Origin of the sequence: Vibrio zhugei (assembly GCF_003716875.1) — a bacterium.
GTDB classification, from domain to species: Bacteria; Pseudomonadota; Gammaproteobacteria; order Enterobacterales; family Vibrionaceae; genus Vibrio; species Vibrio zhugei.
The window spans coordinates 601,946-620,215 of the sequence record NZ_CP033078.1 but is presented as its reverse complement, the minus strand read 5'-3'; the positions used below and the strand labels follow the sequence as shown (position 1 = coordinate 620,215).

Annotated in this window: 14 protein-coding genes, 1 pseudogene and 1 other annotated feature; of the genes and pseudogenes, 4 read left to right on the top strand and 11 right to left on the bottom strand. The window is 43.5% G+C overall.

Features of this window, described 5'->3' with window-relative positions:
- Nucleotides 1-217 precede the first annotated feature (217 nt).
- Nucleotides 218-559 carry a GFA family protein gene (locus EAE30_RS19035; protein WP_123015455.1) on the bottom strand — a complete coding sequence of 114 codons (342 nt, stop codon included), beginning with the start codon at nucleotides 557-559 and terminating at the stop codon, nucleotides 218-220.
- A 460-nt stretch (nucleotides 560-1,019) separates the two neighbouring features.
- Entirely contained in the window at nucleotides 1,020-2,450 is a 1,431-nt protein-coding gene (locus EAE30_RS08030; protein ID WP_123015454.1) for an alanine/glycine:cation symporter family protein, read from the bottom strand.
- 715 nt (nucleotides 2,451-3,165) lie between these two features.
- Here EAE30_RS08030 and EAE30_RS08025 point away from each other — a divergent pair.
- Nucleotides 3,166-3,348 (top strand): DUF3545 family protein, encoded by a 183-nt coding sequence (locus tag EAE30_RS08025; protein WP_123015453.1) that lies wholly within the window; start codon nucleotides 3,166-3,168, stop codon nucleotides 3,346-3,348.
- Between the two features lie 237 nt (nucleotides 3,349-3,585).
- Here the strand turns inward: EAE30_RS08025 and EAE30_RS08020 are convergent, their stop codons facing one another.
- From EAE30_RS08020 to ung, 3 genes and pseudogenes are all read right to left on the bottom strand, one after another.
- Nucleotides 3,586-4,533 (bottom strand): IS30 family transposase, encoded by a 948-nt coding sequence (locus EAE30_RS08020; RefSeq protein ID WP_123014135.1) that lies wholly within the window; start codon nucleotides 4,531-4,533, stop codon nucleotides 3,586-3,588.
- Nucleotides 4,534-4,644: 111 nt separating this feature from the next.
- A pseudogene (locus EAE30_RS08015) lies at nucleotides 4,645-5,049 on the bottom strand (hemerythrin domain-containing protein); the annotation flags it as partial.
- A 75-nt stretch (nucleotides 5,050-5,124) separates the two neighbouring features.
- Nucleotides 5,125-5,820 carry a uracil-DNA glycosylase gene (gene ung / locus EAE30_RS08010; protein WP_123015451.1) on the bottom strand — a complete coding sequence of 232 codons (696 nt, stop codon included), beginning with the start codon at nucleotides 5,818-5,820 and terminating at the stop codon, nucleotides 5,125-5,127.
- Between the two features lie 717 nt (nucleotides 5,821-6,537).
- On the opposite strand from ung, the gene grcA reads away from it, so the two are divergent.
- Nucleotides 6,538-6,915, top strand: coding sequence for an autonomous glycyl radical cofactor GrcA (gene grcA / locus EAE30_RS08005; protein ID WP_123015450.1), 378 nt, complete (start codon nucleotides 6,538-6,540; stop codon nucleotides 6,913-6,915).
- 84 nt (nucleotides 6,916-6,999) lie between these two features.
- Here the strand turns inward: grcA and thrC are convergent, their stop codons facing one another.
- The 4 genes from thrC to EAE30_RS07980 all read right to left on the bottom strand — a co-directional run bounded on the left by thrC (nucleotide 7,000) and on the right by EAE30_RS07980 (nucleotide 12,630).
- Nucleotides 7,000-8,292 (bottom strand): threonine synthase, encoded by a 1,293-nt coding sequence (gene thrC / locus EAE30_RS08000; protein ID WP_123015449.1) that lies wholly within the window; start codon nucleotides 8,290-8,292, stop codon nucleotides 7,000-7,002.
- Nucleotides 8,289-9,260: a homoserine kinase gene (thrB, locus tag EAE30_RS07995; RefSeq protein WP_123015448.1), complete on the bottom strand. Its 972-nt coding sequence runs from the start codon at nucleotides 9,258-9,260 to the stop codon at nucleotides 8,289-8,291. The genes thrC and thrB overlap by 4 nt, the downstream gene beginning before the upstream one ends.
- 4 nt (nucleotides 9,261-9,264) lie before the next feature.
- The gene (gene thrA / locus EAE30_RS07990) at nucleotides 9,265-11,724 is read right to left on the bottom strand and encodes a bifunctional aspartate kinase/homoserine dehydrogenase I (RefSeq protein ID WP_123015447.1); all 2,460 of its coding nucleotides are present in this window, start codon (nucleotides 11,722-11,724) and stop codon (nucleotides 9,265-9,267) included.
- A 29-nt stretch (nucleotides 11,725-11,753) separates the two neighbouring features.
- Nucleotides 11,754-11,870 (bottom strand) — a sequence feature (Thr leader region).
- 268 nt (nucleotides 11,871-12,138) lie between these two features.
- The gene (locus EAE30_RS07980; RefSeq protein WP_123015445.1) at nucleotides 12,139-12,630 is read right to left on the bottom strand and encodes a putative 4-hydroxy-4-methyl-2-oxoglutarate aldolase; all 492 of its coding nucleotides are present in this window, start codon (nucleotides 12,628-12,630) and stop codon (nucleotides 12,139-12,141) included.
- A 690-nt stretch (nucleotides 12,631-13,320) separates the two neighbouring features.
- Here EAE30_RS07980 and arcA point away from each other — a divergent pair.
- Nucleotides 13,321-14,037, top strand: coding sequence for a two-component system response regulator ArcA (arcA, locus tag EAE30_RS07975; protein WP_123015444.1), 717 nt, complete (start codon nucleotides 13,321-13,323; stop codon nucleotides 14,035-14,037).
- Between the two features lie 73 nt (nucleotides 14,038-14,110).
- On the opposite strand, the gene EAE30_RS07970 is transcribed toward arcA, so the two are convergent.
- Complete coding sequence (locus EAE30_RS07970; RefSeq protein WP_123015443.1) at nucleotides 14,111-14,560, bottom strand: hypothetical protein; 450 nt, start codon at nucleotides 14,558-14,560, stop codon at nucleotides 14,111-14,113.
- Nucleotide 14,561: 1 nt separating this feature from the next.
- The gene (gene arcB, locus EAE30_RS07965) at nucleotides 14,562-16,916 is read right to left on the bottom strand and encodes an aerobic respiration two-component sensor histidine kinase ArcB (protein WP_123015442.1); all 2,355 of its coding nucleotides are present in this window, start codon (nucleotides 16,914-16,916) and stop codon (nucleotides 14,562-14,564) included.
- A gap of 255 nt (nucleotides 16,917-17,171) precedes the next feature.
- Here arcB and EAE30_RS07960 point away from each other — a divergent pair, with 255 nt between their 5' ends.
- Nucleotides 17,172-17,738 carry a sugar O-acetyltransferase gene (locus EAE30_RS07960; RefSeq protein WP_123015441.1) on the top strand — a complete coding sequence of 189 codons (567 nt, stop codon included), beginning with the start codon at nucleotides 17,172-17,174 and terminating at the stop codon, nucleotides 17,736-17,738.
- Nucleotides 17,739-18,270: the final 532 nt, after the last annotated feature.

Sequence of the window (18,270 nt, the reverse complement as noted above, 5' to 3'; positions counted from 1 at the left end):
ATCACAGTCAATCAGTGAACTAACCAATGTGTCTAGAGTACGAAAAAACACTCTTCACATAAAGTGAGAAAACCCTTTACGCACAGAAGTGGGACAAATCTCTTACCAACGAAAAGAGAGGTGCGCTTCTGAGTTCGATACTCAAAGACGACGCTCTGTGGCATGAAAATAGGACGAAACATCAGTGATTGATATCATACTCTTTAGTTAGGCAAATTTAGCGCGATGCACCATCTATTTCCTTTTCTGGGATCTTCGATAATGCCTCTACCTCGGCCATGCGCATATTTACTGCCACTATATTTTCGCTGCATTTCTCCGTTGTTACGTAATGAGTAATACAACCACATATATTACACCGATGAAATTTAGCCTCTCTGTCGCCCCAAATATAGAAAACTGTTTTCTCAGTTTGGAATTTTATCTGGACGTCTTCCGGTAAATAGTAAGCCCAAAGAGCAGAATAACGACGGCATATTGAACAATTACATTTCCCAACTTCATTCGGAGAAAAACTCAATGTAATTTCAACATTTCCACAATGACAACTGAGTTTCACTAGTCCTCCCTGTTTTTGCCTAACGTAAAGTACTGCAGTACCTTGATTGCAGCCTCAGCAAACTGATAACTTTAAACCACAAGAGCACAACTTAGTAGTGTTTGCTGGTGCGTATTGTTATGTATAGTTGCTATAGTAAACTGAGTAAGCTAGAAACCCCTGCTCCAACAACACTTGCTACTGTACTATTTGAAAGTAATTCCTTGAGTAATGTCTTGGCTTTGGGATCATTAGAATATGCAACTTGTTCAACCAATTCTTGTACATTAATATTTGTTACTTGCTTATTCTCGTTTCCAACTTGGACTTGGGTACTATCTATAGTACCAATAGTAATTTGTTAACGATATCATTTGGAAAAAACGCGCACGCGCGTGTTGGTTACCGACAACCAAGTCGAAAAAAAGCCATGCAGTGTCTGCATGGCTTTATGAGTTTTTATCATTGGTTGAACAATGAATTACTTGGTCTTGGTGTTATCCCAAATCCCTTCTTCTAACTGCGATTTGAGTTCGGGATAATCATTGACATCAAAGGTGGGTAGTTTGCCCGCTTTTAACTGCTGGTTATAATCTTTCGTCAACTTAACCACAATCCCCGAGAGCAACAAAATCGCGACAAGGTTGACGATCGCCATTAAGCCCATCGATACATCAGCCAGCGACCAAACCGTCGGTAGATTCGCTAACGAACCAAACATCACCATGCCAAGAAACACCACACGGAAAAACATTAGCGTGGATTTTTTACGCATTTTTAAGAAAACCAAGTTGGTTTCTGCGTAGGAATAGTTTGCGATGATGGAGGTAAACGCAAAGAAGAAAATCGCCACGGCAATGAACGTACCGCCCCAATCGCCAACTTGGGTACTCAAGGCTCGCTGCGTCAATGAAATCCCTGTAATGTCACTATGAGGCACATATTCCCCAGACATTAAGATGATGGCCATAGTCGCAGAACAAATAACGACCGTATCGGTAAACACGCCCAACATTTGTACGTAGCCTTGAGAGGCTGGATGAGGTGGATATGGCGTCGCGGTTGCCGCCGCATTCGGTGCCGAGCCCATGCCCCCTTCGTTAGAGAAAAGACCGCGTTTCACCCCATTGATCATCGCTTGAGCAATCGCATACCCCACACCACCAGCGGCAGCTTGTTGGAAACCGAACGCACTTTTGAAGATCAAGGCAATGATATCGGGTAATTTTTCAATATTTGCAAACATGACGAACAAAGCGATCGCCAAATAGGCCAGAGCCATAAATGGAACAATCAATTCTGCGGTTCGCGCAATTTTACGGATACCACCAAAAATCACAAAGCCCGCAATGAGAACCAAGCCAATGCCAATCAAAACAGGATCAAGGTGAAAAGCGGTATGCATGGCATTGGTGATCGAGTTGGCTTGTACGGCGTTAAACACTAAACCAAAAGCGATCAGCAAGAAGAGTGAAAATAGTACTCCCATCCAACGCATGCCCAAACCTCGAGTCATATAATAGGCTGGGCCACCACGATAGTTGCCGTCCATGTCTCGGGTTTTATACAACTGGGCTAAGGTGCTTTCCGCATAAGCGGTTGCCATGCCAAGCATTGCCGTGACCCACATCCAAAAAATAGCACCTGGTCCACCGGCGGTCAGTGCCACAGCAACCCCAGCCATATTACCTGTTCCGACACGAGCGGCTAAACTGGTACACAACGCTTGAAAAGAGGAAATCCCAGAGCTGTCCCCTTTGCGGCTATTTTTCAAAACGGAGAACATATGGCCAAAATGGCGAAATTGGATGAACCCCAAGCGGATAGTGAAATAGATGCCTACTCCCACTAATAAATAAACGAGAACTGACCCCCATAGGAGATCATTCAAAAAGCTAATTAGATCTGTCACATGAACCTCTTGTAGAGTTTTGACGCAGTTCCAAACCTACTGTTTGGCCTAGTAAGTCACCGACAAGAAATGTGATTTCCCCGGTTCTTACTGCATAAATGAATTGTTCATTGAGCGCTCGAATACTCTTCTTATTGATTCAACGCACGATTTTAAGCGCTGGATAATGCAGACACTTGGTACAAAAATCAATAAGAGATCGATTGCATAAATGAATTATCGTTACCAATAATTTACTAACTGTTAACAGCTGATAAACCAAATAAGAAACAATTTAAAAACAAAAATAAAACATAAATATCACAAATAAACCCGCTATAACATGCATTATCTGCGAAGCCATAAGAGTGACTTCCTCTTTTAAAATCAAGGTTAATCACGGATTAATGGCTATTATCCTTATCAACGCAGCGCAAGATGTCATTGTGTGGTGATTTCTCAGTGGCTGGGTCATCTCACCCAAAATGCTCAACAGTTCCTTAACAAGCGAGGCGTACTAAAGAAGTCACGATAGGTCATCAAGTGATGAATAATTCACCACCCGACGAGCGATTTTTGGCAGAAGTCACATTCAATGACTAATAAAGTTCATCAAGATGCAACAAATGAGAAATAAATCATAGATACGATTGCCAAAGATGTGCTAAACAAAGCACTAAAGGAAAGGTTAATTTCAATGCTACCGTAACCACAACAACTCAGATGAGGCTTGCTTATGGATGATATGCACTTCGTAGAAATGTTGGAAAATGAAATCAATAAAATTCGCGCAGCCCGAGCGTCAAAACCGGGGAAGAGGATGTGGAGAGAAATTGAAGCGCTACGGGATAAACGGCGTCTAGAAAAAGAATTAATGGAAATGGACGCTTGCTTAGATATTAATGACATTAAATTTTAAGGACAAACACACAGAAAAAGAGGCATGATGACATGCCTCTTTTTTATTGAACCACCATCACCTAGCTTTCTAATGTTTGGTTGTTGATATAGTGAGCTAACTGAAGATAGCGATTCTTAATCGCCTCGCCAAAGACAGGATCAATATCACTATGCTGCCATTGTGATTCAAGATACTGCCAATCTTGAGGAGTAAATGTGGCCCGAATTCAACTGCGAAGTGCGACACTCTCCAATATCAAGAAGCTAAAGCCATCTCCTCAAATATAATGGCTGCCTGCTTGAAGCCTAAACACTTTCTCGGACGGTAATTTATCCGCGATAAAGCGAACTCTATATCGATGTCCGTCACTGTCGTTAGATCGGTTCCTTTCTTCACATATTGCCTTAAAAGACCGTTCGCATTCTCATTAGCACCACGCTCCCAAGAACTGTACGGATGAGCAAAGTACACATCAGCCTTTAATTCTTTTGCGATGGTTTCATGACCTGCAAACTCTCGCCCGTTATCTGCCGTAATGGTATGGACATGTTTCTTATAGGGCTTCAGTAGCTCTATTGTCGCTTTGGTGACATCATCCGCTGACTTAGATGGCACTTTCTTTACCACGTAAAATCGAGTCTTACGCTCTAAAATAGTCACCATTGCACCTGTACCATGCTTACCTAGCACAGTGTCGATTTCCCAGTCACCAAACCGCTCCTTACTGTCAACGATGCTTGGTCTATCATCAATCGAAACGGCATTTTTTATCGCTGGAGCTTTCTCTTGTTTACCTCGGCGATACCGCTTATGACCTTGTCTCAAGTGACGATATAACTTACCGCCCAAGCGTTTATCTTGAGCAACAAAGCGATAGATCCACTCATGACTGACAGATGCACCAATTTTCGTTAATACATTAGAAATCTGCTCTGGACTCCAATCTGTTTCTAAAAGAAGGCGGATAAAATCGACACGTTCCTTTGGTATTCGGTATTTACGTGCTGTTTTGCGCTTTTTGGTAGACGACATCTGGGCTTCGTTAGGGCAATAATGCTCTCCCTTCCGACCGCGTTTAAGCTCACGGTATACCGTCGAGCGGTGGCACTGAACTGTTTTAGCTATTTCAGGAACCGAAATTCCCCGTTCCAAAAGAGCAGAAATCTGGTATCTTCTGCCTTCGGTCAACTGTTGATAATTCATGGTAGTACTGCTTGTTTCTTTGGCGAGAAGAGCGTACCACTTTCAGCAGTTGGCTTCCTCTTCTACATATTTCCATGAATGTCGCACTTATTATCTGAAATCGGGGGCTTCTATTTTTGGCAGTACATTGAGTTCCTCGATCGATAGGTGCCGATGTTGAATCGCAATAAACGATTCAAGCAGTTCGATAAATCGATCCTGCGGCACGATCGCATCCTGTAAAACCATATCGACCGTCTCTAAAAATTCCTGCGTTTTGACCGATAAGGTAGCATGCTCTTCGGCTAAGTTGACCAAGCGTTCATCGGTGCCATAGTGCTCATTGTAATAGTGATACATGAGATCTTCTTTGGGGTGGTGGACATGCTCTGAATGTCCAGCGAGGTAATCAACGATCTCTTTGATTAATAAATAATTAATTGATTTCTCAGCTTGTAACGCCTGCACATTCTCATCGAGTATCGCCAGCAAGCGTTTCATATAACCGTGCTCACGCCCTATCCTTTCCATCATCATGTTCATGCTCCTTACCTACCCTTTTTAACAGTGTATGTAAGAGAAAACTAATAAGCTTTGATTGCTGTCTAATTTTTAACCCATTTCGTTTGTGAGCGAAGAGAGCTGCCAATCGATCGGTTGGCGACCTTGAGAAAGGAGTATGTGATTGGTCTTTGAGAAATGTTGGCAGCCAAAAAAACCACGATAAGCAGAGAGTGGTGAAGGATGGGCAGCCGTCAGAACGGTATGTCGGCTGGTATCAATCATACGACCTTTTTTCTGTGCATGGGCGCCCCACAATAAAAAGACAACGCCTTCACTGTGCTGATTTATCGCTTCAATGACCGCATCGGTGAAACGCTCCCAACCTGTATTTTTCGCATGAGAATGTGCCTTGCCCTGCTCAACGGTCAGCACGGTATTTAATAATAAAACGCCTTGATCGGCCCACTCTTTTAAATAGCCATGCGTAGGGATGACAAAGCCTGAAATGTCTTGGGCCAATTCTTTATACATATTGCGTAAAGATGGCGGGATTTTCACCCCCGGCCTCACCGAAAAACTTAAGCCGTGTGCCTGATCCGGACCGTGATAGGGATCTTGTCCAAGTAGCACGACCTTGACTTGATGAAACTCAGTATAACGAAAGGCGTTAAACACCTCCGACTCCGGGGGATAAATCACTTTGCCCGCTTGGCGTTCAGCAGTAACAAATTGCAAGGTATTCTGAAAATACGTGTGTTGCTTTTCTACGCCAATAACATCATGCCATGTTAATAACTCGGTCATGCAGGTCTCCTATCATCTGAGAATCAATCAAGAATTATATACTGATTTATTCTCAGATGCAGGCTTGAACAGGTTGTATATGGATAGAGACAATCGCGTTATTTTACAGGCCTTTGTGGGCTGCGGTGATGGCCTTGCCCAGAGACATGACGATTCGGGACCGGCCTACGATAAACCGGCATATATACAGAGCGAGCAGTCGTTACAGTTTTTGTCATAATGGATCCTCCAAGATAGTCTCTTGTTCACCTATGAAAAAACAATGCCAACTTTTTATGATGTACCGGCATTCGCTTAACCCAAGACATAAAAATGAAAATACTCTTATAAATCAATAACAAAAATAGTCACATATAATTCCAATCACGTACATCACTTTACTTCCTGATAGCATCCGCCATACTCTGCTTTCATCGAAATGTGGAATTATAACGACACATTGCTCCTCATTGGTGCATCGCTCTTTTTGTCATTTTTTTTCATGCTTTTTATGACGAAATCATCGTTAAGCCCCCGTTTTTTATCCATTTTATGGATTACCTTTTGCAAAAAAAACAATGTAACACGTTGATTCCCCTAGTTTTATTCCAATAAAGAATAATGAAATGTGTTGTTTTTTGACCAATATCAATACTATAATCAGGGTTATTAGTAAGGCTTGATGATTTATCAAGTGGAACATCAATAAATACCACAACATGTGGCTAGGAGGTTGGAATGATCCAAGGTATTCAGATTACTCATGCAGACAACGCATCACTTATTAATTCTATTTGGTTAATTAATGAGGAAGCGAATGAAGCGCGCTGTATTGCAGCGACAAAAGGCTTCAAAGAGGATCAAGTGCTACCGCTCTCTGATCTTGGTCACTATGAAAGTCGTGAAGTGGCGATCAAAGCCGCACCACTGGTTGAAGGTGGTCAGCACCTTAACGTCAATGTATTGCATCGTGAGACGTTACTGGATGCCATTGATCATCCGGAAAAATACCCACAATTAACCATCCGTGTTTCTGGTTATGCCGTTCGTTTCAATTCACTGACTCCAGAGCAGCAACGTGATGTTGTGTCTCGGACCTTCACTGAAACGATGTAACGCCATCTGCTGGATATAAAAAGCGGTGCATCATGCACCGCTTTTTCATACCTATACTTTTCATATCTATGACGATTGCGGCGTTCAGCCCGCGTCGTTCACGTCAATCAAAAGCTGCTTGAGCTTGGTAAAATCATTATCAAAATTCAAAGACAGCAATTCCATTTTTGAGTGCTTATCAAGCGCGGGGGGTAATGGAATATCCGTTTCTAAAATCTCATCAACGACTTCTTTAAACTTCGCGGGATGAGCGGTGCACAAAAACAACCCAGTTTCATCGGCTTGTCGCTGCTGCTCCAAAACATGATAAGCGATGGCGCCATGAGGCTCACATAAGTAACCGAGCCCTTGCAGTTCACGTACCGCATCGGCAGCGATGGCATCGTCAACCACCGCACCTTTACCTAACTGCTCTAAAGGCCATCCTTTAACACGGCAAAGCTCTTCAATGCGTGGCCAATTATTCGGTTGGCTTACATCCATCGCATTGGACGTGGTGGCAACCGTTGGTTTAGGAGCCCAATGACCGCTTTCCAAATAGCGCGGAACCGTATCATTAGCATTGGTCGCCGCAATAAATCGTTTCACAGGCAAGCCTAGCGCTTTCGCAATCAACCCTGCGGTCAAGTTACCGAAGTTACCGCTTGGTACCGAGATCACTAAGTTATTGCGCTCTTGAGGGGTCATTTGCGCGGCCGCTTCAAAGTAATAGCAGACCTGAGCCATGAGACGACTGATATTAATCGAATTTGCGGAATTCAACCCAACCTGCTTACGCAGTTCCTCATCATTAAAAGCGTGTTTCACTAATGCTTGGCAGGCATCGAAGTCATCGTTGATCGCTACCGTATGGATATTCTTACCCAGAGTACAAAATAGTTTTTCTTGTAACGGACTGATTTTACCTTTCGGATATAAAATCACGACATTGATATTATCCATACCATAAAAGGCATGAGCCACTGCGGCCCCCGTATCACCTGACGTTGCAGTCAAGATGGTAATCTTTCCATCATCGGCCACTGTCGCCAACGATTGAGCCATAAAACGACCACCAAAATCTTTAAATGCTAATGTTGGACCATGGAAAAGCTCTAACGCATAAACTCCATCTTTGACTGACTGAATCGGCGCAGGAAAAGCAAAGGCGTTACCAACCAGTTCATGGACTTTTTCTGCAGGGATCTCATCGCCAATCAAGGCCGATAAAATGCGAGCGCTACGCGCAACAAACGATTCTGATAGCAGCCCCTCAATATCATCAAATGTCGGTAACTCTGCTGGAAAAAATAATCCTTGATTGCGGCCTAAACCTTGTCGAACCGCCTGACCAAACGATACCTGTTCATCATTCTCTTTTATATTATACAGCTTCATAGCTTACTTCCTGTCACTTGAGATCCGTGTTTATCCAATTGACAAATATGGACAAACCCTTCGGCATTTTGTACGTAATGTTCTTCTAACCAGCGGGCTAAACGCTGAGCGGTTTCTTTCTCTTTACAGACACTAAACAGTGTTGGGCCACTGCCAGAAATTCCGGTTGCCAAGGCTCCCAATGCACTCGCGTGTTGACGCGCAGCCACAAAACCAGGAAGCAATTGAGCACGATACGGTTCAGCCACCACATCGTTGATCATCGTCGCTGCCAACTCCGATTGCCCCGTATGACACGCGTGAATAAACCCAGCTAAATGCCGCCCGTGAGCAATCACGTCTTGGCGACGGTATTGCGCTGGTAAAATAGAACGCGCTTCGGCGGTGGAGACTTTAATCCCTGGATACGCCATAACCCAATACCATTCATCAAACCCAGGGACGGATTGACTAATGATTCCCACTTCTTCGATCATTAATTGAATGCCACCTAAATAACACGGTGCGGCATTGTCATAATGTACCCCACCGGAGATTTGGCCTTCCATTTCGCCCATTAACGCTAATAGTTCAGTGTCATTCAGCGGTTGTCCATGAAAACGATTCAAAGCATCAAGCGCCGCGACGATGGAACATGCGCTCGATCCTAGCCCCGAACCAATCGGCATATTTTTCTCGAGCGTCATTGCTACAGGCTTTAACGCCCTGTTTTTTTTACTGAGCTCCCGCGCAAAAATCGTCCAACAATCATACACAATATTGTCTTTCGGATCGCTGGGCAGTTTATCAATAAAGCGCCCAGCTAACGCCAGACTGAATGCTTGTTGACCGAGCGTCACTTGCACTCGGTCCCCTAAACGCGACCCGTCAATGGGGGAAACTGCCGCCCCCAACACATCAAAACCCACACTCACATTACCGATTGAGGCCGGAGCATATACTACGACACTGTCTTCATCCCTGCTCATCGTCTTAGACTCCTAACTTCCAACCTAACGTACGCATCACATCAGAGAACACGCCAGCAGCGGTCACTTCAGTCCCTGCGCCATAACCGCGTAATACTAATGGAATGGGTTGGTAATAGCGGCTATAGAAAGCCAGTGCGTTTTCGCCTTCCTTCACTTTATACATCGGATCATTCTCATCAACGACAGCGATACGGACATGACATTTTTTATCGGCAATTTCGCCAATGTAACGCAATACTTTCCCTTCAGCGCGTGCTTTTTCACAGAGGTCAGAAAAGTAGGCATCCGCTTGTGGCAAGCGCGCCATAAACGCGTCAACATCCCCGGAATCATCAAAACCCGGCGGCAACGCTTGCTGCACTTCCACATCATCAAGCTCTAATGACAAGCCCGCTTCTCTTGCTAAAATTAAAAGCTTACGCGCCACGTCCATACCCGATAAATCATCGCGAGGATCCGGCTCGGTAAAGCCTTTTTCTTTTGCCAGCACCGTTGCTTGACTCAGGGTATAACCTTCATCTAACTTACCGAAAATGAAAGACAAAGATCCAGAAAGGATGCCATTAAATTGCTCTAACTCATCTCCCGCCGCAATTAAGTTCTGCAAATTTTCAATGACAGGAAGACCCGCACCTACCGTCGTTTCATACATGAGCTTACGACGTGATTTTAGCGCCGTTTCACGTAATTGATGGTAGTACTGCATGCTGGCGGTGTTGGCCTTTTTATTCGGGGTGACGACATGAAAACCTGCAGCAAGAAAATCCACGTATTGATCCGCAATGAGTTCACTCGAGGTACAATCAACCAATACGGGGTTAATTATATGGTTACGTTCAACCAAAGCGGTTAAACGTTCCAAACTAAACGGTTCAGTCACATTGTTTAAGCGTTCACGCCAGTTATCCAACGGCAGTCCGGCACTATCCAACACCACACCTTTACTGTTTGCCAATCCGCATACACGAATGATGGTGTCTTTTTGCGCCAATTTTTCTTGTTGACGTTGAATTTGATCCACCAGCTCACCGCCAACACCGCCGACACCGACCACGAAAACATCAAGGTAGTGCTTAGCATTGAAGAAATTTTCGTGGCACGTTTTGATGGCTTCAGAAATTTTATTCTCGGGGATAACCGCCGAAATGGCTCGCTCAGAAGAGCCTTGTGCGATCGCCACAATATTGACATGCACTTCGGCCAATGAGGTAAAGAATTGAGAGGCAACACCACAGGATGTGCGCATCCCGTCCCCCACTAAACTGATGATCGCAACATCATCCACAAACTCAACCGGTTCAAGCAATCCGTCTTTCAGTTCTAACTCAAACTCATCGGTTAACGCCAGTTGAGCTTGTTCTTTATAGTCTGCCGCAATACAGAAACTGATGCTATATTCTGAAGACGATTGAGTAATGAGTACAATCGAGACCCCGTGAGAGGACATGGTACCGAATATACGGCCAGCCATTCCCACCATGCCTTTCATTCCCGGACCTGAGACATTCACCATAGTGAGATTATCTAACGTCGTGATACCTTTGATAGCGAGGTTATCTTCACCAGTATCTTGACCAATCAGCGTTCCTACGCCTTGAGGGTTAAAACTGTTTTTAATCAGACATGGAATTTGGAATTGAGCGATAGGCGCAATCGTCTTTGGATGCATAACAGAGGCACCAAAGTAAGATAACTCCATCGCTTCTTGATAGCTAAGAGACTTGAGCAAGCGTGCATCAGGCACTAAACGAGGATCACAGTTATACACCCCATCGACGTCCGTCCAAATTTCACAACAATCGGCACGTAGACACGCGGCTAAAATAGCCGCAGAGTAATCGGAGCCGTTGCGCCCCAGACAAACCAATTCCCCATGTTCATTCCCTGCGGTAAATCCGGGCATGATGCCGACATGCTGACGAGGGATTGGCGAGGCGTTAAAGCGCTGCGTTGACGCATCCACATCAACAAGCGCTTCAAGGTATGGGCCTTTGGCCACTAAGTACTCGACCGGGTCGATCAAGTAAGAGTCTTGGCCTTTGGTATGCAAAATGGCTTTCATCAACTGCACTGAAACACGTTCACCAATACTGATAATGCGCGCATTCACGTTATCTGGACACATACTCAGCAAGCTGATGCCTTGTACAAAATCGCGTAAGCGTGACATCGATAACAGCAGTTGCTTGTCAAACCCCTCGCGCTCCACACTGGGCAGTACCGCTTTTATATCATTAAATAGGGTAATTAAGTTGGTTTCTAATTGCTCTATTTGTCGCTCGGCCTCTCCATATCGCATGGCATGCTCAATGATGGCCACTAATGTATTGGTGGTTTTACCCGGCGCTGAGAGGACAACGGCGACCTCTTCCTGCTTCGCATTATTAGCAACGATATCGGCCGCTCTTAAAAAACGATCCGCATCTGCCAATGATGACCCTCCAAACTTTAATACTCGCATCCCTTCCTCCAAGAATCTAAAAATAGTGATAAAAAAAGGCCTGTATCGTTGGGATACAGGCCTTTTTTAAAAATCTTTCGCTCAGCAGCCTGCCCCAACATAGTATGAGTTGGTAATAATAATGGTGGTGGTCATTACGGCTGCGTTGAGAGATAACATAATTATTCTGGTCTTTGTGTTCGTGTTTGCTATTTACTACGTTTACCGTATTTTTCTAGTTGAAGTCAACGAAAAAATACTTTTTTTTCTGAGCGTAATCGCAGGTAGAGGCATTCTGATATTTTTGTATAGGAATGAATATAAATACGAGATAGTGATTAACCTATGCAAAAAATGGCTTTAGTCGTGATTAAGTAATCTAACAACACCATTAACAGCCACGCAAACCGACCAAGCCGGAATGCCTCTCTATCATTACAAAACGGAAAGATCTAACTCAGTTTTTGAAATTAACATGCCGTTCCAATCGGCATACAGATAATCACCAGGAAAAACGGTTTGCCCGTTCATCGCCAGTTTTTGATTGACAATGCCCGCATCTAACTTCTCGCTTCTCACAGGGCAAGTACCCAAAGCTTGAATACCAATATCCATCTGTGAAAGAGTCACAACATCGCGAACAGCGCCAAAAATGACAATACCTTCCCAATCATTTTCCATCGCTTTAAGTGCCATTTGATCACCAATTAGCGCTCGCTGGCACGAGCCATGGCCATCCACTACCAACACCTTACCTTTACCATTTTGATTAAGCATGTCTCGAACTTTCGAATTATCGTGATAACACTCAACCGTCACAATTTGCCCCCAAAAGGCAAAACGTTGTCCATAATTCTGCAATGGTAGCTCCAGAACGCTTACGGTATCACCATAGTAATCACTGATATCTGGTGTAATGTCGCTCATTCTTCCTCCTTGAGTTCAATTATTGTCATATTTTAAAAATGCCAGCCTGTCAGGCGGACAGGAAACATCAACCAATAACCCCATAACGTGATTGACGATAAAAGGTTATTTTTAATAAAAACATAATGTTATATTTAATTCCGACTTAATTTTTTGGTAAAAACTTGTCGACTGCGATAACAATAGAATCATCATTAACAAGGTCGTCACATCCATCATAACGGCTTCCCCTATGAAGTACATGATGAAAAACTGTTCTATTCTCACTATATGAAAAAAAATCTGTCTAGTTATCGCATTATTATCAAAAAATAATAATTACTCATCCTCTAATATCTACGCAATCAATGGCTTATCAGACAAGTAAGGCAAAGGAACACCACGTTTGATAACAACTCGATTACATCAATGAAATGCGATTCATAACGATTAGCTTACATCTCTTGATGTAAATCAACAAAGCATTGAGAATTAACATTTGGTCGTTGTTAGCATGCTGTTAACAATATAGAATCGCTCTAAAAGACTGATAGCCAAACTCATATGACCAAACTTCTATGAGCACATATGACATGTATTATATCGTTTCCAGCTCTTGTTATCGGGCAACGTTTCACTCACTATGATGTAGTATATTGTTTCAGCTAGCGTTCTATCAGCACAGTTTATTCACAATTTTAGGTACCGCTAATGCAAACCCCGCAGATTCTTATTGTTGAAGATGAGCAAGTGACTCGTAACACTCTTAAGAGTATTTTCGAAGCAGAGGGATACACTGTTTTTGAGGCAAGTAACGGTGAAGACATGCATACCTTGCTGTCAGAACATCCTATTAACTTGGTCATTATGGATATTAACTTACCAGGAAAGAATGGACTTTTGCTCGCTCGTGAATTAAGAGAACAAGCCAATGTCGCGCTCATGTTCTTGACCGGTCGTGATAATGAAGTTGATAAAATACTTGGTTTAGAAATCGGCGCTGATGATTACATCACCAAACCGTTCAATCCGCGTGAATTAACCATTCGTGCACGTAATTTGTTGAACCGTTCGATGAACGCCGGTGAAGCGCAAGAAGAAGCACACAGTGTTGAAAAGTATGAATTCAATGGTTGGATATTGGATATTAATAGTCGCTCATTATTCAATCCTAACGGCGAAAGCTACAAGCTACCGCGCTCTGAATTCCGTGCGCTTTTACACTTCTGTGAAAATCCCGGTAAGATCCAAACACGAGCAGACTTATTGAAAAAAATGACAGGTCGCGATCTCAAGCCTCACGATCGTACCGTCGATGTCACTATTCGACGTATTCGCAAACATTTTGAGTCTGTCGCGGGTACGCCTGAAATCATCGCCACCATTCATGGTGAAGGTTACCGCTTTTGTGGTGATTTAGAGTACTAAGCTGATGGCTTAATTCATCAAAAAACCCGTCATTCGACGGGTTTTTTTATATCAAGCGGTGAGTGATGTCATCTTAATAAACTTTATCGATACCGACATGATGCTCAACGAGCCAGACTTCTTTGCCATCGTCATCAAGCGCGAGAGCAATCGACACTGGCTGATCCAAATTCAGTTCAATGCCACTTTCAAAAACGGCTTCCCAGACATTTTCACTTTGAGTACGCAGTTCCACCGTGTCACCATCGATACTCCAAGTCGAATCCCCTTGTTTGAAGACGATTCTTTTCACCGTTAGATCAGCGGGCAAGCTTCCAGAGGTTTCTAACGTCAATGTGCCATTTAAGTTTTTAGTCACCGTATCTTTGGCCATTTTCGGCATTTGATCGGTCCACAAATTACTTTTCAGTTGAGTATCAATCTTTGCTAACTCCGCTAAGCTACCCTGCTTCCAATCCACTTGTGGTGAAAAAGAACACGCCGACAGCGCGAATGCTAAAACTATTGCGACCCATGTCTTCATATTATTTCCTTTGCCCTAACCACTGTTTAAGTATTTCAATATCGTATTGATATTCGTTCTTGATTTCATCAACCCAATCACGAATATTCTGCCACCAAACGGGACTTTCTGGTGATTGGGCTTGCTGAGCAACACGTTGGATATGTTTTAAGCCTATCGAACCTGCAGCACCTTTAATTTTATGGGCTTCAGAGACAATATTGTCCTGATCTTTGGCAACCATATTCGAATCCAACACTTTCAAATAAGAAGGCATCATTTCTTCAAATAATTCAATACTATCAAGTATCGGTTGCACCCCTACAATACCGATATAGGACTCTAACATATCTGTATCAAGAAGCCTTTGTGAAATTTCGTTATCCACCATTTTAGGTTGCTCTTCTGATTCGTCCGGCTCATCTTCCGGTAGTGCCTCTAACGGCCCGGCAATACGTTTTAGCACATTATACACTGCACTCACGGACAAAGGCTTGCTGATCGCATCATCCATGCCTTGCTTGATATATTCATCTTTGTTTTTCAGTACATTTGCCGTCAAAGCCACCAGCGGTGGCAGTTGGCGATATTGCTCTCGCCAGTGATGAGCAATATCAAACCCCGTCATATCCGGCAATTGAATATCGAGGAAAACCAAATCATATAACTCAGGAGAAAACTCGGTAAGGGCTTGTTTGCCAGTCATCGCCACGGTCACTTGATGTCCCATGCTTTCCAACAACGATTGTGCCACCGTCACATTCAATTCAATATCTTCTACCATAAAGATATTCAATGATCGTGTCGCTGATTCCGTCATCACTTGTGTCTGTCTCAGATCTTCCGCTAACGGCACATGTACATTGATGGTGAACGTACTACCGAAGCCTTCTTCACTGCTGACATGAATATCTCCATCCATCAAATTCATTAATTGGCGTGATACTGATAACCCAATCCCGGTTCCGACGGCATGCAAATTATCTTTGCCAGATTTCACTTGATAGTACATGGTAAAGATATTATCGATTTCAGATTCGGGTATCCCAATGCCCGTGTCTTCGACTTCCATGACGATATCAGCATAGCCGTCATGCTCTTCGGCACTGACGGTCATAACCACCCCACCTTCTTTGGTGAATTTCATGGCATTACTGATGACGTTCCACAACACCTGACGCAAGCGGGTCGCATCAACTTCGATGAATTTGGGCAGGGAGGTTAATCGGTCTAAATCGAAGCGTAGCCCTTTTTGTTCCGCCATCAATCCCGATAAGCTTTCTAGCTCAACGACAAATTCTTCAAAATCTAAAGGTGCGGGTAACAACTCCAATTTACGACGATCAAACTTATCCATATCGATAATGTCGTTAAAAATATTCCCGAGCGTGATCGCACTGACGTTGATGGTTTGCATATATTTGCGTTGTTCGTCCGTCAGCGATGTATCTAACAGAATGCGACTGAGTCCAACGATACCATTCAGTGGTGTGCGCAGTTCATGGCTAATGGTCGAGATAAACGTTGTTTTATCTCGGCTCGCCTTCTCCAACGATTCTTCATAATGCTTACGTTCAGTGATATCACGGCCAAACCCTACCAACCCAAGGTGATCCCCCTCTTTGCTGTAAAAAGGCACTTTACGCAGCTCAAAATAGTTCTTCGAACCATCTGGATATTCCATCCATTGCTCATAAGTCACGGCGCGATCATTGTTAAATACTTCTTGATCAGTTTCGACAATCGGTTTGGCAATTTCTTCGCTATAGACATCCCATGGAGTGAGCCCGACCAATTCGCTTTCTTTTCGTCCGGTCAGTTCTTGCATGGCTCGGTTGCAACCGGAAAAAACCCCCTGTGCATTGCGATAATAAATGAGGTCAGGCGAGGTATCGATGAATGAGCGTAAGAGCGCTGTACTTTCCGCGAGATCCAACTGGGTTTTCTCGCGCTGACGCACCTCATTTTCTAAATCAAGCATCGCCATCTCACGAGCTTCTTCGGCCTTAATTCGCTCCTCAATTTCTTGATTTAACTTCACAATGTTCTGTTGGAGTTTTTGATTGAGGACTTGATCTCGTGAGCGCATATCCTTCAGTTTTGAAACCAGTTTCGCTAAACGCTGTCTTGATTCCTCCAGTTGGTCGACCACAACAGACAAAAAATAGACCGCCCATGGCGTAATTAAGAGACCAAAAAAAACCGAGCGAACAATATCGATATTATCGACGCTGCCCTTCAATGCCAGAGTAATGCCCACTTGAACTACAACGGCAAGAGCCACCAATGCTAAAGCAAGCAAAATGGAGAAACGTAAAATGCCGAGTTTGACCAGAAGATCAACATAGTATTGTGCTAAGTTTTTTATGGGTTTCATTCATAACTCCACAGGAATGAATTAGGGGCAGTGTACCGTGTTTCAATACACATCGTCTGGATAGGCATCACAGGAAAACCGATTTCCCTTAGCATAAGCTGAGACGTACGTTTTTACCATCATTAGACTGTCCCATCGCTGATTTTTTCGAGTATTTTAATCACTTAAAACATAGAGATAGCTCGCTGTTTATCACGTGTACAGCTTGTATACTGGCGCGAATAATTCCTCCTTTTTATAGAGAATCATCCCACTATGAGTGCATTTGACGACATGCTGGCAGGCAAACATTATCCCATCAACGATGCGGAGCTTATTCGTATCCGTAACACCACTCGTACTCGCGCCGCTGAATTTAATGAATTGCATCGTGAAGACTTGGTAAACCAACAACGTTTACTCAAGGATATATTTGGTCAGATGGGTGACAACGTTCACGTAGAAAAGCGTCTAAACGTCGATTATGGTATTAACACCACCATTGGCAGCAATGTGTTTATCAACTTTAACTTTACCTTACTCGATTGCGCACCAGTGACGATTGGCGACAATGTGTTTATTGCACCGAATGTTCAATTTTATACCGCCCATCATCCCATGGATGCCAGTACTCGCAACCAGCACATTGGCTGGGCAGAACCCATTACTATCGGTTCCAATGTCTGGATTGGTGGAGGAACCATCGTGTTACCTGGCGTCACCATCGGCGAAGGAGCGGTCATTGGAGCAGGTAGCGTCGTCACGAGAGATGTTCCCGCCTACCACGTGGCGGTAGGTAATCCTGCCAGAGCGATACGCCCTATTACCGAAGAAGCGCAGTAATACCGGGTAAAAATGGTACGATGAGGAAGCCCATCCGCTTCCTCTCAATCTGGTGTCACTCTACTGACGAGATACAAATAACGCGTGTCCTGCCATCTCCAATAAATTTGCATAACCTGTCACTTTATCAATGAATAACACCCTATAGTCAGTAGGTTATAATCGCCTAACAGCAAAGTCATGCCGACATTTGATAAAAATCACTAACATAATGAACAAACCCAGAATAAAAGACCACAATATAGAGAGACAGACAAAACATTCATTGGAAAATGATTTATTTGAAAAGACATTCGCCTAGCACACCCTCTTTTCCCCTCCTATATATTCGTTACTTTTATGTAACAACCCTCTACGAATAGATCCATTAAGTAATTGATTTTATATTAATTATTTTATTACTCAGCAAGAAAAAATAGTGAAACCGAGATTTCATAGCATCTGCTTGACCTTTCGTGCAATAAGCTATAATTTGTCGTTTCAGTATGCGTTTATTTTATTTGACCAGTTAATTTTTTAGTCATTTTTTCAC

Excerpts from the sequence above, each read along its gene's own strand:
- EAE30_RS08025 (WP_123015453.1), top strand. The coding sequence starts at position 3,166 with ATGGATGATATGCACTTCGTAGAAATGTTGGAAAATGAAATCAATAAA.
- EAE30_RS08020 (WP_123014135.1), bottom strand. The coding sequence starts at position 4,533 with ATGAATTATCAACAGTTGACCGAAGGCAGAAGATACCAGATTTCTGCT.
- ung (WP_123015451.1), bottom strand. The coding sequence starts at position 5,820 with ATGACCGAGTTATTAACATGGCATGATGTTATTGGCGTAGAAAAGCAA.
- grcA (WP_123015450.1), top strand. The coding sequence starts at position 6,538 with ATGATCCAAGGTATTCAGATTACTCATGCAGACAACGCATCACTTATT.
- thrC (WP_123015449.1), bottom strand. The coding sequence starts at position 8,292 with ATGAAGCTGTATAATATAAAAGAGAATGATGAACAGGTATCGTTTGGT.
- thrB (WP_123015448.1), bottom strand. The coding sequence starts at position 9,260 with ATGAGCAGGGATGAAGACAGTGTCGTAGTATATGCTCCGGCCTCAATC.
- thrA (WP_123015447.1), bottom strand. The coding sequence starts at position 11,724 with ATGCGAGTATTAAAGTTTGGAGGGTCATCATTGGCAGATGCGGATCGT.
- EAE30_RS07980 (WP_123015445.1), bottom strand. The coding sequence starts at position 12,630 with ATGAGCGACATTACACCAGATATCAGTGATTACTATGGTGATACCGTA.
- arcA (WP_123015444.1), top strand. The coding sequence starts at position 13,321 with ATGCAAACCCCGCAGATTCTTATTGTTGAAGATGAGCAAGTGACTCGT.
- EAE30_RS07970 (WP_123015443.1), bottom strand. The coding sequence starts at position 14,560 with ATGAAGACATGGGTCGCAATAGTTTTAGCATTCGCGCTGTCGGCGTGT.
- arcB (WP_123015442.1), bottom strand. The coding sequence starts at position 16,916 with ATGAAACCCATAAAAAACTTAGCACAATACTATGTTGATCTTCTGGTC.
- EAE30_RS07960 (WP_123015441.1), top strand. The coding sequence starts at position 17,172 with ATGAGTGCATTTGACGACATGCTGGCAGGCAAACATTATCCCATCAAC.